The sequence below is a fragment of the Pantoea jilinensis genome, from assembly GCF_019104105.1.
Taxonomy (GTDB): Bacteria; Pseudomonadota; Gammaproteobacteria; order Enterobacterales; family Enterobacteriaceae; genus Pantoea; species Pantoea eucalypti.
Genome location: NZ_CP077748.1, coordinates 222617 through 237158, shown reverse-complemented (window position 1 = coordinate 237158; position 14542 = coordinate 222617). Strand labels below are relative to the sequence as shown.

At 55.3% G+C, this 14542-nt stretch carries 13 protein-coding genes and 1 riboswitch; of the genes, 5 read left to right on the top strand and 8 right to left on the bottom strand.

Annotated elements, in window-relative coordinates:
* Positions 1–3 precede the first annotated feature (3 nt).
* Positions 4–1089: a DUF2817 domain-containing protein gene (locus tag KTJ90_RS20595; protein WP_105099726.1), complete on the top strand. Its 1086-nt coding sequence runs from the start codon at positions 4–6 to the stop codon at positions 1087–1089.
* On the opposite strand, the gene KTJ90_RS20590 is transcribed toward KTJ90_RS20595, so the two are convergent.
* The gene (locus KTJ90_RS20590; RefSeq protein ID WP_003855151.1) at positions 1074–1847 is read right to left on the bottom strand and encodes a HalD/BesD family halogenase; all 774 of its coding nucleotides are present in this window, start codon (positions 1845–1847) and stop codon (positions 1074–1076) included. The genes KTJ90_RS20595 and KTJ90_RS20590 overlap by 16 nt on opposite strands.
* Positions 1848–1946: 99 nt before the next feature.
* Here KTJ90_RS20590 and KTJ90_RS20585 point away from each other — a divergent pair, with 99 nt between their 5' ends.
* Positions 1947–2852 (top strand): LysR substrate-binding domain-containing protein, encoded by a 906-nt coding sequence (locus tag KTJ90_RS20585; RefSeq protein ID WP_003855149.1) that lies wholly within the window; start codon positions 1947–1949, stop codon positions 2850–2852.
* A gap of 98 nt (positions 2853–2950) precedes the next feature.
* Here KTJ90_RS20585 and uca read toward each other — a convergent pair whose 3' ends face one another.
* The 6 genes from uca to KTJ90_RS20555 form a co-directional block, all read right to left on the bottom strand.
* The gene (gene uca, locus KTJ90_RS20580; protein ID WP_033763302.1) at positions 2951–6556 is read right to left on the bottom strand and encodes an urea carboxylase; all 3606 of its coding nucleotides are present in this window, start codon (positions 6554–6556) and stop codon (positions 2951–2953) included.
* A 118-nt stretch (positions 6557–6674) separates the two neighbouring features.
* Positions 6675–7310, bottom strand: a complete 636-nt coding sequence (locus KTJ90_RS20575) for an urea amidolyase associated protein UAAP2 (RefSeq protein ID WP_008924675.1) — start codon at positions 7308–7310, stop codon at positions 6675–6677.
* 10 nt (positions 7311–7320) lie between these two features.
* Positions 7321–8049, bottom strand: a complete 729-nt coding sequence (locus KTJ90_RS20570) for an urea amidolyase associated protein UAAP1 (RefSeq protein WP_008924674.1) — start codon at positions 8047–8049, stop codon at positions 7321–7323.
* Positions 8046–8831 (bottom strand): ABC transporter ATP-binding protein, encoded by a 786-nt coding sequence (locus KTJ90_RS20565; RefSeq protein ID WP_003855148.1) that lies wholly within the window; start codon positions 8829–8831, stop codon positions 8046–8048. Before KTJ90_RS20565 ends, KTJ90_RS20570 begins: the two co-directional genes overlap by 4 nt.
* Entirely contained in the window at positions 8828–9643 is an 816-nt protein-coding gene (locus KTJ90_RS20560) for an ABC transporter permease (RefSeq protein ID WP_003855145.1), read from the bottom strand. Before KTJ90_RS20560 ends, KTJ90_RS20565 begins: the two co-directional genes overlap by 4 nt.
* Positions 9644–9667: 24 nt before the next feature.
* Positions 9668–10723 carry a putative urea ABC transporter substrate-binding protein gene (locus tag KTJ90_RS20555; RefSeq protein ID WP_008924671.1) on the bottom strand — a complete coding sequence of 352 codons (1056 nt, stop codon included), beginning with the start codon at positions 10721–10723 and terminating at the stop codon, positions 9668–9670.
* A gap of 60 nt (positions 10724–10783) precedes the next feature.
* Positions 10784–10882, bottom strand: a riboswitch (guanidine-I (ykkC/yxkD leader).
* 286 nt (positions 10883–11168) lie between these two features.
* Between KTJ90_RS20555 and KTJ90_RS20550 the strand changes: the two genes are divergently transcribed.
* Positions 11169–12218: an ABC transporter substrate-binding protein gene (locus tag KTJ90_RS20550; protein ID WP_003855137.1), complete on the top strand. Its 1050-nt coding sequence runs from the start codon at positions 11169–11171 to the stop codon at positions 12216–12218.
* A complete protein-coding gene (locus KTJ90_RS20545) occupies positions 12218–12904 on the top strand; it encodes a molybdate ABC transporter substrate-binding protein (protein ID WP_003855136.1) in 687 nt (228 codons plus the stop codon). The genes KTJ90_RS20550 and KTJ90_RS20545 overlap by 1 nt, the downstream gene beginning before the upstream one ends.
* Before the next feature lie 134 nt (positions 12905–13038).
* Here KTJ90_RS20545 and KTJ90_RS20540 read toward each other — a convergent pair whose 3' ends face one another.
* A complete protein-coding gene (locus KTJ90_RS20540; RefSeq protein WP_003855134.1) occupies positions 13039–13422 on the bottom strand; it encodes a cupin domain-containing protein in 384 nt (127 codons plus the stop codon).
* A gap of 271 nt (positions 13423–13693) precedes the next feature.
* Here KTJ90_RS20540 and KTJ90_RS20535 point away from each other — a divergent pair, with 271 nt between their 5' ends.
* Positions 13694–14491 carry a MetQ/NlpA family ABC transporter substrate-binding protein gene (locus tag KTJ90_RS20535; protein WP_003855132.1) on the top strand — a complete coding sequence of 266 codons (798 nt, stop codon included), beginning with the start codon at positions 13694–13696 and terminating at the stop codon, positions 14489–14491.
* Positions 14492–14542 lie beyond the last annotated feature (51 nt).

The window sequence follows — 14542 nt, the reverse complement described above, 5'->3', positions numbered from 1 at the left end:
ACTATGGCATTGCCCGACTACCGCGTTCAGCGTGAACGCTTTCTGGCCGCAGTGGAGCGCAAAGGTGCTGCGATAACCTCATATCGGCATCCTCTTCCGGGTCCGCAGGGCGAAGCGCTATATACGGATGTGGCACGACTGGGACCCGCCAGCGCATCGCGTCTGATGCTGGTCGTCTCTGGCACACATGGCGTTGAAGGCTATTATGGTTCGGATTGTCAGATAGCGTGGCTCGATTCGCTGGATAAAATACCTGCTGACACCGCATTGCTGCTTGTTCATCTGCTCAATCCATGGGGTGCGGCGCATTTACGGCGCGTGAACGAAGACAACATCGACCTCAACCGTAACTTTATCAACTTCAGTCAACCGGTTCCTGATAACCCGGAATATGCGCAGTGGCACGGTATTTATCATGGCGACCGTGTCAGCGCAGACCGGCAACTGGCTGAGGCGATGGACAACGTGGGCTGGCAGTCAGTTAAACGCGTGGTGGAAGCGGGACAATATACGTTTGCAGATGGATTTTTCTTCGGCGGGCATCAGCCCGGCTGGTCTCATCTTACGATGAAGGCGATCATCGAACAGCATCTCTCGGTTGCGAAAATCATTGTCAGCTTCGATCTTCATACCGGCGCTGGCGCATGGGGCCATCCGATGCTGCTCTCAATTGCAGAGCAGCGTTATGCTGCTCACGACTGGGGCAAAGTCATTTACGGGGAGTGGCTGACGTTGTTATTCACCGGTGCCGGACGTGACAGCGTAACGGGCGTGACGGCAACGGCGACCGGATATCTGTCGCAATATCTGCTGACGTCGCTGGCGGAGACGCAAATATTGCCGCTGGTCGTGGAGTGTGGAACTTACGAGGGCCAGGATATGCATCAGCGGGTGCGGGAAGATCACTGGTTGCATCTCTATGGCGAACCCGCCAGTGCGGCAGGTCAGGCAGTGAAGCAACAACTGGTAGAGGGATTCTGGCCCGCCGATGAGGACTGGCGCGCGTTAGTGGCGTTTCGTACGCAGCAGATTTTCCAGCGTGGCTGGCGTGCCCTTACAGACACGCCCCGAGGTTATAATTTGCCGTAGAAAGTCATACGCGCAGTTTCGGATAAAGCAATGTCGGGCTGGGTATTGTAGGCCAGTACCGCCAGCATCCGGGTGACCTCGCCTTCAGTTGGGGTCACCCGGTGCAGTGAATTACGGCCACGAAACAGCACCAAATCCCCGGCATCAATCTCCAGCTCATTAACCGGCTGGCGTTCATCAAGAACGGCTTCAACCCCTGAAAAGTTCATCTCACCGGCATCGGCATCCCGCAAATCTTTCACGTATTGAAATATGCCGCCCGCCAGCGGTTTCTGGACCAGCAAGGTGATAGCAAAGGAGGAGTTGTCGAAGTGCCAGCCCAGCTCCTGTCCGTGAGGCGCATAGTGCAGGTTGATCGAGGAAAGCGGGTCAGCGTAGGGATAGAGCGCGTCCTCACCCAGCACATCGCACAGAAAACGCTGGAACAGGTCATCATTATAAAGCTGACGCAACGGCGAATCGGCAGCGATCAGATCATCAGTAATACAGCCTTTGGTGCTGAGCACATCCCGATTACGCGGGTGATTGGCTGAGAAAGCCTCATCAGGCTTCATCAGATACACATTGTGTTTGCTGCGGGTATGATAGGCCAGATGACGTTGCGCATTGCCCTCTTCGATGATCGCCTCTAAAGCCTGTGGTTTTAAAAACTGACGCAGTACCAGCGCGCCAGACTGGTTTAATTGCTCACGACAGCGTTGACGCCAGCCGTGGTCGGCCAGCGGATGAAGATCGAGACGAACAAGGGAACCAGACATAGCAACATTTCTCACGATGGGCAGGTGTAATGTTACTCTACCTGTCGCCTGCCACACTGCGTAACGATAAAAATTTACTGCCCTGATAAGGAAGCGTTAATGCCTGCCCAAATGCCAAGGTTGCCAAAAATCAGCGTCATACAGTCATTCAAGGTGGCCGCCGAGCTTGGAAGCCTGGCAAAAGCCGCCGCCCAGCTGGCCTTAACGCCGGCGGCGGTCAGTCAGCAGATTCGCCAGCTGGAGGAGCAACTCGGCAGCGCCCTGTTTTTACGCACGCAGAGCGGTGTCATGCTGACCGAAACCGGAAAAGAGTATCTGCGCTATGTCACCGAGGCCTTTGATATCCTGCATCTTGGCCAGCAAAATATTCGCCATGCGGCCAGTGCACCAAAACTCACGGTTTACGCATTACCGGCGCTGGCATCCAAATGGCTTTTGCCTCAACTGGCGAGCTGGCGCGATCATTGCCCGAATATTGATCTCTCATTACATGGCACGCATTCTCAGGTCGATTTCACCGCCATGCCCGCTGATTTCGTGATCTGTTTCGGTGAAGATCGTTACCCGCAACTGGATAAGCTGAAACTGTTTCATGATGAGGTGCTGCCGGTGGCAAGTCCGGCGCTGCTGCAACGCTTTGCGCCGGAAACGGTTCTGAGTCAGGCACCGCTGATCCATCTCGACTGGGGAAATGAAGGCCGTTTTCTGCCGGACTGGCCGGGTTGGTTTCAGACCAAAGGCATGGACGAACCGTTGCCGCAGCCCGCCTTTAGTTTTAATCTGACTTCACTGGCGATTGATGCGGCTGTTGCGGGTATGGGATTGCTGCTGGGACAACGACGCCTTATCGCGCCCGAACTGGCGCGTGGCGATTTGGTGGTAGTGGATGATCTTTGCCTGCCACTGAGCAAACCCTATTTCCTCGCCTGGCCACAACGCACGATGAGCCAGCCTGGCAGTGAAGCACTGATCGGCTGGTTAAACGAACAGGCTGCAGGTCACTGATAGCCGGTGAACGTAAATGCCTGCGCCCGCCAGAGGTAACCGCCGGCGGGCGCAGGATAGGATTGTCACACCTTTATGTCACTACGCTATAAGCATTGTTACGCATTGTCCTCAGTGATGACTGCCACGCGCTGCCCTGCACGGACTGCGCTGCCTGGCTGTACGCTGACCTGCTGAACAATACCATCGCACGGGGCCAGAAGCGGGATCTCCATCTTCATCGACTCCAGCACGACCAGGACATCCCCTTCCCGAACCCTGCTGCCCGCCGTCGCCTGTACCTGCCATAAATTGCCGGATACCGGGCTTTCAACCCCCTGCTCACCCGGCTGCAGCGGTGCATCGCCGCCTTCATCCGCCACCGTTTCCTGACTGTCGAAATGCGCCTGGCCGCTGGCTATCCAGCGATCCCGTTCAGCATTGAATGCGTTTTGCTGATGATCGCGAAACTCGCCGATACTCTCCGCTTCACGCATGAGGAAGTCCTGATACTCCGCCAGCCGCAGCGTGCTGTGCTCAATACGCAGCGGATAGCGACCAAGTGGAAAATCGCGGCGAATCTGCAACAGTTCCTCCGCAGAGACCGGATAAAAACGGATCTGATCAAAGAAGCGCAATAGCCAGGGTTTGCCACCGAAATCGGCGACTTCATGATAGCGATTCCACATCTGCAGTGTGCGCCCCACAAACTGATAACCACCCGGCCCCTCCATGCCATACACACACAGGTACGCGCCGCCGATGCCAACCGAGTTTTCCGCCGTCCAGGTGCGGGCCGGATTATATTTCGTCGTCACCAGGCGATGGCGAGGATCCAGTGGCGTGGCGACTGGCGCACCCAGATAGACATCACCCAGCCCCATTACCAGATAGCTGGCGTCAAACACCGTGTTCCAGACGGCCTGTTCATCCGGCAGATCATTTATCCGGCGGATAAACTCAAGATTACTCGGGCACCATGGCGCGTCCGGGCGCACGGTAGTCATATATTTTTCGATGGCTTTCTGACAGGCCGGATCGTCCCAGGAGAGCGGCAGATGCACCACGCGTGTGGGCACCTGCAGGTCATCACTCATGCAGACCGTCTCCCACTCACCCCGCACCCACGTCAGCAGTACGTCAAGCGTGAGCGTTTCCGGCTGGAAGTGGATTTGTAGCGAGCGAATTCCCGGCGTGATATCAATTATGCCCGTACGGCCCTGCGCTTCCAGCGCCTGCATTAATGCATGAATGCGAAAACGCAGCACCAGATCCAGCTCAGGCTCGCCGGCCTCTAGCAGCAGATGCGTATCGCCAGAGAGACGCGCCACCAGACGTTTATCCGCTTCGCCGCAGGTCATTACGATGGGCGACGTCAGCGGCGCAGGATGCCACGCTGTCTCGTGTGGCTTAAGCGTTGCGAGCTCGCTGAGACGGCTCTGGGCCAATCGACGTGCTGTCGGGATATCCACGGCTACAAACTGCACTTTGTCACCGGCTTTGAGCTGTCCCAGTTGCCACAGATCCGCTTCAATGACCGTCACCGGACAGACAAACCCGCCGAGACTCGGGCCATCCGGCCCCAGGATTACCGGCATATCGCCGGTAAAATCGACTGCGCCGATGGCGTAAGGGTTGTCATGAATATTCGAGGGATGCAGCCCTGCCTCGCCGCCGCTGTCGCGGGTCCAGATCGGCTTTGGCCCAATCAGACGTACGCCGGTGCGGCTTGAGTTAAAGTGCACTTCCCATTCTGTGGCAAAGAAGGTCGCGATATAATCCGGTGCAAAGAACTCCGGTGCACCGTGAGGGCCATAAATGACACGCAGTGTGCGTACTTTGGCGAGATCTGTGCGCAGTGCAGCGGGCAGTTCTGCGCCGTCTGGGATTGCGGCTTGCGGAGCCAGATGCAGCACGTCGCCGCTACGCAGCGCACGTCCTGCGTGTCCGCCAAACTGGCCCAGAGTAAAGGTGCTTTTGCTGCCCAGATAGTCAGGCACCTGAATGCCACCACGCAGGCAGAGATAGCTTCTGACGCCCGCGGCTCTCATCGCGCCCAGCTTCAGGGTTGAGCCAGCCGGGATAGTAAATACAGAGTCCATCGCCTGTTCAACACCATCCAGCGTAACACTCAGCGATGCGCCACAAATCACCGCCTGAATCTCTGTATTAAATTTCAGTGTGGGTCCGTTGAGGGTGATCTCCAGCGCGGCGTCCCCCTCTGCATTGCCCAGTAGTCGGTTGCCGAGACGCAGAGCACGATCATCCATCGGTCCAGACGGCGGCACACCGACCGCCCAGTATCCCAGACGTCCGGGATAATCCTGAACACTGGTCTGGGTTCCGGCACTCAGCACTTCAACCGTTGCCGCCTGATAGCTGAGTTGCTCCAGGCAGCGGGTCCAGGGTTCCCCCGCTGTGAAGGGAGAAAAAGCTAAAATCTGTAACAGATAGAGGCGGTTGGTTTCAACGCCATAGAGACGGGTTTCCGAGAGTGCCTGTGCCAGGGTCGCGATGGCTTCATCGCGTGTCGGTCGCCAGGCGATGGCTTTTGCCAGCATCGGGTCGAAGAATGGCGGAACTTCGCACCCCGCCTCCACCCAGCGGTCAATGCGCAGGTTTTTACCGTCTGCCGCCGGAAAGGCGACCTCGGTTAACAGTCCAGGCGATGGCTGGAACTGGCGGCCCGGATCTTCCGCATAGATTCGTGCCTGAACGGCATGGCCCTGTGGATTCAGCGTGGCGGCTAAAGCAGTCAGTGAGGGGAGATCGCCCGCGGCCAGTTCAATCATCCACTTCACCAGATCAACGCCCCAGACCTGCTCTGTCACGCCATGTTCAACCTGCAGGCGCGTATTCACTTCGAGGAAATAGAATTGCTGCGCCGCGCTGTCATAAACAAACTCCACTGTGCCGGCGCTGCGGTAATTCACCGCTTTTCCCAGGGCGATGGCCGCCGAACACAAGGCCTCAGCCATGCCTGCGGGCAGATTCGGGGCTGGCGTCTCTTCAATCACTTTCTGATTACGTCGCTGAATAGAGCAGTCGCGGACGCCCAGCGCGATGACCTCGCCCTTGCCGTCACCAAATATCTGCACTTCAAGATGCCGGGCACGTTCGATATATTTTTCGAGAAACACCCCGGCATCGCTGAAGTTGTTCTGGCCCAGCCGCTGTACGGTTTCAAACGCATCTGACAGCGCCTGCGCATCACGACAGACGCGCATACCAATGCCGCCGCCGCCCGCCGTGCTTTTGAGCATCACCGGATAGCCAACACTCTCTGCGGCATGATGCGCTTCGCTGAGATCCGCCAGTAATTCACTGCCTTCCAGCAACGGCACGCCTTCTGCTTTCGCCAGTGCGCGGGCGGTGTGCTTCAGGCCAAACGTCCGCAGCTGCTGAGGCCCAGGACCGACAAAAATCAGTCCCGCAGCTTCACACGCTTCGGCAAAGGCGGCGTTTTCTGACAGGAAACCGTAGCCAGGATGAATCGCTTTGGCCCCGCTCTGCTGCGCGGCGGCGATAATTTTATCCGTCATCAGATAAGTTTGTGCGGCAGGCCCCTCGCCCAGGCTCAGCGCCACATCGGCTTCGCGGATATGTAAACTGCTCAGGTCAGCTTCGGAGTAAACAGCAACGCCTTTCACCTGCATGGCACGCAGCGTGCGCAGAATACGACAGGCGATAGCACCGCGATTGGCAATCAGTAAGGTATCAAACATAAGCGAACTCTCAGGGATGCGGGTCGTCCCGCAACATTCGATATTCCCTGGGGCCGTCCCCGGGGCTGACTGGCTCAAAACGTGCGGCCGGCAACATGCTCAGCCTCAGCAGGCTGGCTTAGTTCCAGACCAGCACTTCTGCGGGTGTCGGGTTCCAGCCGTTGCAGGGGTTGTTAAGCTGCGGACAGTTGGAGATCAGCACCATCACGTTACACGCCGCCACCAGTTCAACGTATTTGCCGGGCGCAGATAACCCATCCTCAAACGTCAGGCCGCCTTCGGGTGTCACCGGAACGTTCATAAAAAAGTTGATGTTGGCGCCGATATCGCGCTTATGCAGACGACCATCGTGCAGGCAGGCGCAAAGGAAGTTATCCCGACAGCTGTGCATATAGCGCTTATCCTGGGCATAACGCACAGTGTTGCTCTCCTGCGAACAGGCACCGCCGAGCGTATCGTGGCGACCACAGGTATCAGCAACGATCGTCAGCATCGGATTACCCAGATTTGAATAGAGTACGCTGCCGGTAGTCAGATAGACCTTTCCCTGACGACGCAGGGTACGCTGAGGATCGTAGCGTTCCCGCGGGTTATCGGTGTTGTAAAACAGGGTATCAATCGCCTGATTGCCTTCGAGATCGAGCAGGCGCAGCGTTTGCCCTTTTTTCACTTCAAACAACCACGGCTCGCCTGCCGGGATCTCGTGGCAATAGACAGCATCTTCAGGACGACGATCAGAGTGGATTAGTGTCATCGCAGCCTCCTTACAGGGCAAAAAATTGGGTATTTTGAAATGCGCGCTGGTTTTCACCGCGAGTGACCATTGCTTTGCTGACAGTCTGTATATCGTCAGCCTGATACCAGCTCAGCTGGACCGGGCGCGGAAGATAGTCAGTGGCGGGATCCTGCGGATGTGGCAGCGCAGTCAGCACCATCAGCACGTCCATCGGCGCATAGAGTTCGACGAAGTCGCCTGCCTGGCTGTTGCGTGCGCTGAACCGAAAGCGGCCCTCTTCATCCACTGTGACCTTGCTGAAAAAGTTAACGACCATCAGCAGGTCTTCAAGGCCCAGATCCCATTTGCCCATTTCCACCAGCAGATTATCTGTACCGTTGCGATAGAAGCCGTTGCGCAATTCCTGGTAGCGGCCTGCTCCATACTTATCCTGTGTTTCCGCCGCGTTGAGTACGCCGCCAAACGGGTCGTGCCAGCCGCAGCTATCCGCGACGATCGCAGCCATCACACGTCCCATGTCTGAATAGAAACAGTGACCGGTGGTCAGGTGCGCGGTGTGCTGACCTTTCAGGGTATCAGGCAGATTCAGCCGTTCACTTTTCTCGTGCGGATTGAGCATCATCATGCTGACGTTCGCGCCGCCCTCGATGTCGGTCAGGCGCAGAATCTGCCCTTTACGCAGAATCAGCGAGGTATGCGCTCCGCCTGGCAGCAGCTCTTCGCGCAGGCTCGGGGCTGAATGAAAAAGTTCTGTCATTGAGCGATCTCCTTAAGGGGATAAATGTTGTTTTTGCTGCCGGTGGCCAGCTGAGAGAGGCGCGTTTCATTGAGCGGGATGTCATAAGTGATACGCGCGCCCCATGCATTGGGGGCCTGTGGATCGATTCGCACTTTGTCGAACACCAGCAGCCGGGTACCCAGATTGAAGCCTTCGGCCAGATCGTGCGTGACCATAAACACCGTCATCCTGGTTTCGCTCCAGAGCTGCAGCAGCAGTGCATGCATATCTTTGCGAATGCCGGGATCCAGTGCGCCAAACGGCTCATCCAGCAGCAGCACGCGCGGCTGCATCACAAATGCCTGAGCAATCGCCAGTCGCTGCTGCATTCCGCCGGAAAGCTGAGCCGGATATTTATCCAGTGAATGGCCCAGACCGACTTTCTCCAGCATCTGTTTTGCCTGGTCACGGGCCTGGCGTTTCCGTGCGCCAAAAAGCCGTCCGGTAAAAGGTGACGCCGGAAGTTCGAGGCCAATGGCGACGTTATCCAGCACGTTGAGATGGGGAAAAACCGAATAGCGTTGAAAAACCACGCCTCGGCTGCGATCGGGCTCCGCGGAGAGCTGCTCGCCATCCAGCGTGATCGATCCTCGCGTTGGTTTTTCCTGACCAAGCAGCAGGCGTAAAAATGTTGATTTACCGCAGCCGGACGCGCCCACCAGCGAGCAGAACTCACCCTCTTTCACCTGCAGATTGATGCGTTCCAGCACCACGTGGTCGCCATACTCCTGCCAGATATTTTTGATATCGATAAAACTCATTCCCGGCCTCCTTCCGCCCAGGGGAAACAGGCTTTGTGCAGCTGACGCAGCGCGAGATCCATCAACCACGCCAGCAGCGTGATCCAGATGACATACGGAATAATGACATCCATCGCCATATAGCGGCGGACCAGGAAAATGCGGTATCCCAGCCCGGCGGTAGCGGAAATGGCCTCAGCGGAGATCAAAAAGAGCCACGCGGATCCCAGCAGCAGACGCAGTGAGGTGATCAGCCGTGATAAGAGTTGCGGCAGCACGACCCGCAGCACCACCGTCCAGCTGTTCGCCCCCAGGGTTTGTGCTTTAATAAACAGCTCCGCGGGGATTTCCCTGGCCCGATGTTCCAGATCGCGCGCCAGCATGGGTGTAATGCCGATAACGATCAGCATTACTTTTGACAGCTCATCCAGCCCGAAGACGATAAACAACATCGGCAGCAGCGCCAGCGGCGGGATCATCGACACCACGGTCATAAACGGTGACAGCGCCGCGCGGGTCATCGGGAAAACGCCCGCCGCAATCCCGATGCAGAGACCAATGAGCGACGAGATCGCCAGGCCTGTCAGTAAACGACTTAAACTAATCCATGTATCCACCCACAGCAGATACTCCCCGCTGCGCTTGTCCGGGGTAAACGCCATCCGGTCTATGGCCGCAATCATCTGCGACAGGCCGGGCAGCAGTTTGTCCTGAGGATTCGCTTCCAGACGCACCGCCGAACTGATAAACCAGACGGCGATTAGCAATACAAAAGGTAACAGCATCAGCGTCAGGCGCATTCCCTGCCGGGGATAGCGGTTGATGTGGCGCATGGCAAAAACTCCTGATATCGATGATTACAGCTTGCCCGCGGCGGCCATCTTCAGATAGCTGTCGTCGAAGCGCAGTTTGATGTTTGCTGTATCACCAACGGTGATGTTGCCGGGGAAGCTCATGCCGATGAAGTCGGCACTTTGTGCGCCCTCGCCCAGTAATCCCTTATCAAAGGAGAATGCGGCGACGCGCTGCATGGTTTTCGCCAGATCGGGAGATGAGACAAATGTCTCGGTTTCGGCAGGCGTCCAGAACAGATGGGTGGTTTTCAGCTGCGCCTTGTATCCGGCGAGGTCAGTACCGGAATCGGCGGCCATGGCACTCAGCGCCTGCGTATCTCCAGACTGCATTTTCGCCATCATCTCAAACCAGGCGCCGGTCAGCGCCTTGCCTAGCGCGGGGTTGTCTTTCAGGGTGTCGGTATTGACCACCATCATGTCAATCAGTTCGCCTGGTACGGCCGAGGAGCTGAACACTTCAGTGGTTTGCGGGGTTTTCTTAATCACCGAGAGCTGCGGGTTCCAGGCCACGGCGGCTTTGACGTTGCTGGTGCCGAAAGCTGAGACGATATCCGCATCAGAGGTGTTCACAACTTTGACATCTTTCTCCTGCAGTCCGGCTTTTTCCAGCCCGCGAACCAGCAGGTAATGCGACACCGACAGCGCAGGAAGATAGACTGACATTCCTTTCAGATCGCTGAGTTTCTTATTTTCCCCTTTCAGCACCACACCGTCGTTGCCATCGGAATAGCTGCCGGTGATCAGCGCCGTCGAGTCAACGCCACCTGCCGCAGGAATGGTCAGCGCATCCATGTTCGTCATGGTGCAACCATCAAACTGTCCTGCGGTGTACTGGTTAATTGACTCGATATAATCGTTGAGCTGGGTGATATGAATTTTAATGCCATATTTGCTGGCCCATTTATCAATGATCTTCTCATTGCTGATGGTGCCCCACGGCATCCAGCCTGCGTAAATGGTCCAGCAGATGTTGAACTCTTTTTTGACTGCGGCGGAAGACGGCGCGCTGACCAGCAGCGCCAGAGACATAACAAGCGTCAGGAGTGGTGATTTCTTCATGGTTGACCTCTGGTTGGCACAAAAAAACGGGAGCAGCGCAAGACACCAGATGGTGCCGCTGTCTCCCGGGCTTTTGTCCCGCCGTGTAACCTCGCAGAGGTCGCCAGCTCTCGGACCAGCCATTCACCTGCGTGAACCGGAACCCTAGCCAGCTATTTCAATCAATTGTGTCTGACGCTGCTTACTGCTAAGAGTCAGGCAAATGGCGTGCCAGAAATTAAATACTGAAATATCAGCAAAATAGACGAGAAAAAATCCATGAGGCACCGGGATGGTGAGCCAGTAACGGGCGTTGCACATAATCAGTGCTGAGGTGAAAGGCACAATAAAATTTTGACGTACGCCCTTTTGATTATTCCTTCAAAAGATGAGGTGTAACACAGACGGTGACGTCTGCTACGTATCGCTATATAATTCTATGTATAACGATTTTCGAGGATAGTTAATGAAGCGCTTCTGGCAGGCATGCACACTGAGTTTACTTATACTCCTTCCACTCTCTTCCCATGCGTCACGCCAGATAATCGATCAGATTGGCCGTCAGGTCACGATTCCAGACCATGTTGATTGCGTCGTGGTGCTTCAGCATCAGACGCTGAATCTGCTGGTGCAGATGAACGCCACGGATAAAATTGTGGGTGTAATGGCGAACTGGAAGCAGCAGCTTGGCGATAGCTATGCCCGTCTGGCACCCGAGCTAAACCAGAAAACCACGCTGGGCGATCTGACGCATGTCGATCCCGAAAAACTGGTGGCGCTGCATCCGCAGGTGGTTTTTGTCACCAACTATGCGCCGCATGAGATGATCGACAGCATTACTGCACTGGGCATTCCGGTGGTTGCTATCTCGCTGCGTCATGACCAGCCTGGTGAAAAGGCCAAAATGAATCCGACCCTCAGCGATGAGGAGATAGCCTATGACAAAGGGCTGCGGGAAGGTATTACGCTTATCGGCGAGATCATCAATAAACCTGAAGAAGCGAAAGCACTGATTGAGGCTACCGATCAGGGCCGCAAAATCGTCAGCGATCGCCTCCGGGATATTCCGGCGGATAAACGTATTCGCGCTTATATGGCTAATCCGGATCTCACCACCTACGGCTCCGGCAAGTATACCGGGCTGATGATGCTGCATGCTGGGGCGGTCAACGTCGCTGCGGCGACCGTAAAAGGTTTTAAAACCGTGTCTATGGAGCAGGTGATCGCCTGGAATCCACAGGTGATTTTTGTGCAGGATCGTTATCCCTCAGTCGTCAATGAAATCAACAGTTCACCGCAATGGCAGACGATTGACGCAGTCAAACATCATCGCGTTTATTTAATGCCGGATTACGCCAAAGCCTGGGGCTACCCAATGCCTGAAGCGATGGGGCTCGGCGAATTGTGGATGGCAAAAAAACTCTATCCGCAGAAGTTTACAGATATAAACATGAATAAGCTGGCTAACAGGTGGTATCAACGCTTCTATCGCACCACTTATCAGGGACCAGAGTGATGCGCGTACTGGCGGCGGGTAGCCTGAAAACGGTCTGGCCTGCAATGATGGCGCATTTCCCTCATCCTGTCGAAACCCACTTTGGTCCCGCCGGCTTGCTCCGCGAACGGATCGAGGCGGGTGAGCGCTGTGACCTCTTTGCTTCAGCCAGTGAGGAGCATCCACAGAGGCTGCTGGCTGCCGGGCGAGCTCTGGCGCTGATGTCGTTTGCGACCAATAAGCTCTGCCTCACGGTGCGCAGTGATTGCATTCAGGCGGGTGATGACTGGTATCAGCTGCTCACACGAGACTCGCTGCGAATCGCAACCTCTACGCCATTAGCCGATCCTTCAGGCGATTATGCTCAGGTTCTTTTTGCCCGGATGGGCCCGGCCGGAGAGGCCGTGCGCCAGCGCGCACAAACGGTGGTGGGCGGACGTGACTCAGCAGTCATTCCCGCAGGCAAGCTGGCGGCGGAGTGGATTATCCAGAGTGATCAGGCGGATCTGTTTATCGGCTACGCCAGCTATCGAAAAGCCCTGAGCCAGATTGCCGGCCTGCGGGTAATTGATATCCCCGAGGCTTTTAATCCTGTTGCGCGTTATGCCTGTGCCGTAATCACGTCTGAGGCAGGACAACTGGCTGCATTTTTAAGATCGGAACCGGCAAAAGCAGTACTTCGGGAAGCGGGGTTTGGTTGTGATTGAAAGACCCCTATTGTTCGCAACCTGGAGCCTTGTCACTTTCACTTCAGGCGTGTAAGCAATCGCGAAGGCGAAATGGATTCGGTCTGCAGAGTGGCAGCACGGCAGTGTTTTACGTTGCCGTGCTGCTTCAGGATTTAAAATTCCGCTGGCTCACCCGGCAATGGCTCGGTTAACTCCTGCCCTTTTACACCCGCATAGGTAATCACCAGTTCAGCTGGCTCATTCAGGGTATAGCCCCGATGCGCACTATTAACCGTCTCATTGAGGGCTTCACCTGCATGGAAAGTCCGTTGCTCACCGCTCTCTTTATCTTCCACGATCAGTGTGCCGGAAAGAATAAACGCCGCATTTGGCATGGGATGGGTGTGCCAGGGCAATGACGTGTGGGCAGGCAGTGACAGCCGCATGACGGTCAGTTCTGGTTCGCCAGCAGGATAGGCTTCGATAACTTCACCGTTCCACGCCTGACTGCTGCGCATCACTTCAACTGCGTTAATCCCGCTATCTTGCTTTGACATGGTTAATCCCTGTTAATAATCAATAAAATGCCAGTTACGACCCATGCCTAAGCGTAGAAGAAAATCACATGGCTGCGTAATACGCGGGCACACAGAAGATTTCATCCAGCAAAATCAGTAATCCAGGCAACCCATTATTGAAAGGTAAGAAGCTGGTTAATTTATGTTCGAATTACGCGTTGTGGTTATAAGATATATTCCGGCGTCAGTACGCAACCTGTGATTTCTGTATTATCTTTGATTCCATCTACTACCTGAGGGATTTCTGATAATGAAAGGTCTGTTTACGGCATTACTTGCCAGTTCTGTTTTATTATTGTCCGCCTGCTCAAAAGATGACGATAACAAAGTTAAAGTCGCGATTAATACCGGCCCGGACGAAGCGATCTGGCAGGTGGTACAGCAGGTTGCTAAAGATAAATACAAACTTGATGTTGAAGTGCTTAACTTCAATGATTATGTGCTGCCAAATGAAGCGCTGAATAACAAAGAAGTCGATGCCAATGCGTTCCAGAGCCTGCCGTATCTTGAGTCTCAGTCTAAAGAGCGCGGCTATAAATTTGCTGTAGTCGGCAAGACATTCGTTTTCCCGATTGCGGCTTATTCGCACAAAATCAAAAACATCAGTGAACTACAGAATGGCGCCACGATCACCATTTCTAATGAAGCCACTACGCTGGGACGCAGCCTGCTGCTTCTGCAGGCGCAGGGCCTGATTAAACTGAAAGACGGAGTGGGATATTTACCCACTTCGCTGGATATCGTCGAAAACCCAAAAAATCTGAAGCTGGTTGAGGTGGACACGCCCCAGCTGACCCGCACGTTAGATGATCCCAATGTAAGCCTGTCGATTATCAATACCAACTTCTCGGCTCAGGCTGGATTATCAGCACACCGCGATGGCTTATTCATGGAGAGTGCCTCATCGCCTTACGTGAATGCACTGGTATCTCGTGAAGATAATAAAGACAGCGATAAAATTCAGAAGTTAAAGGCTGCACTGCAGTCACCTGAAGTCGCGGCAAAAGCAGAAGAAGTTTATAAAGGTGATGCGATTAAAGGCTGGTAATTCATCCTGCAATCCATAACGTCGAAAAGGCCGCACTCTGTCGCGGCCTTT

Excerpts from the sequence above, each read along its gene's own strand:
- KTJ90_RS20555 (WP_008924671.1), bottom strand. The coding sequence starts at position 10,723 with ATGAAGAAATCACCACTCCTGACGCTTGTTATGTCTCTGGCGCTGCTG.
- KTJ90_RS20565 (WP_003855148.1), bottom strand. The coding sequence starts at position 8,831 with ATGAGTTTTATCGATATCAAAAATATCTGGCAGGAGTATGGCGACCAC.
- KTJ90_RS20590 (WP_003855151.1), bottom strand. The coding sequence starts at position 1,847 with ATGTCTGGTTCCCTTGTTCGTCTCGATCTTCATCCGCTGGCCGACCAC.
- KTJ90_RS20585 (WP_003855149.1), top strand. The coding sequence starts at position 1,947 with ATGCCTGCCCAAATGCCAAGGTTGCCAAAAATCAGCGTCATACAGTCA.
- KTJ90_RS20540 (WP_003855134.1), bottom strand. The coding sequence starts at position 13,422 with ATGTCAAAGCAAGATAGCGGGATTAACGCAGTTGAAGTGATGCGCAGC.
- KTJ90_RS20545 (WP_003855136.1), top strand. The coding sequence starts at position 12,218 with ATGCGCGTACTGGCGGCGGGTAGCCTGAAAACGGTCTGGCCTGCAATG.
- uca (WP_033763302.1), bottom strand. The coding sequence starts at position 6,556 with ATGTTTGATACCTTACTGATTGCCAATCGCGGTGCTATCGCCTGTCGT.
- KTJ90_RS20575 (WP_008924675.1), bottom strand. The coding sequence starts at position 7,310 with ATGACACTAATCCACTCTGATCGTCGTCCTGAAGATGCTGTCTATTGC.
- KTJ90_RS20550 (WP_003855137.1), top strand. The coding sequence starts at position 11,169 with ATGAAGCGCTTCTGGCAGGCATGCACACTGAGTTTACTTATACTCCTT.
- KTJ90_RS20560 (WP_003855145.1), bottom strand. The coding sequence starts at position 9,643 with ATGCGCCACATCAACCGCTATCCCCGGCAGGGAATGCGCCTGACGCTG.
- KTJ90_RS20570 (WP_008924674.1), bottom strand. The coding sequence starts at position 8,049 with ATGACAGAACTTTTTCATTCAGCCCCGAGCCTGCGCGAAGAGCTGCTG.
- KTJ90_RS20595 (WP_105099726.1), top strand. The coding sequence starts at position 4 with ATGGCATTGCCCGACTACCGCGTTCAGCGTGAACGCTTTCTGGCCGCA.
- KTJ90_RS20535 (WP_003855132.1), top strand. The coding sequence starts at position 13,694 with ATGAAAGGTCTGTTTACGGCATTACTTGCCAGTTCTGTTTTATTATTG.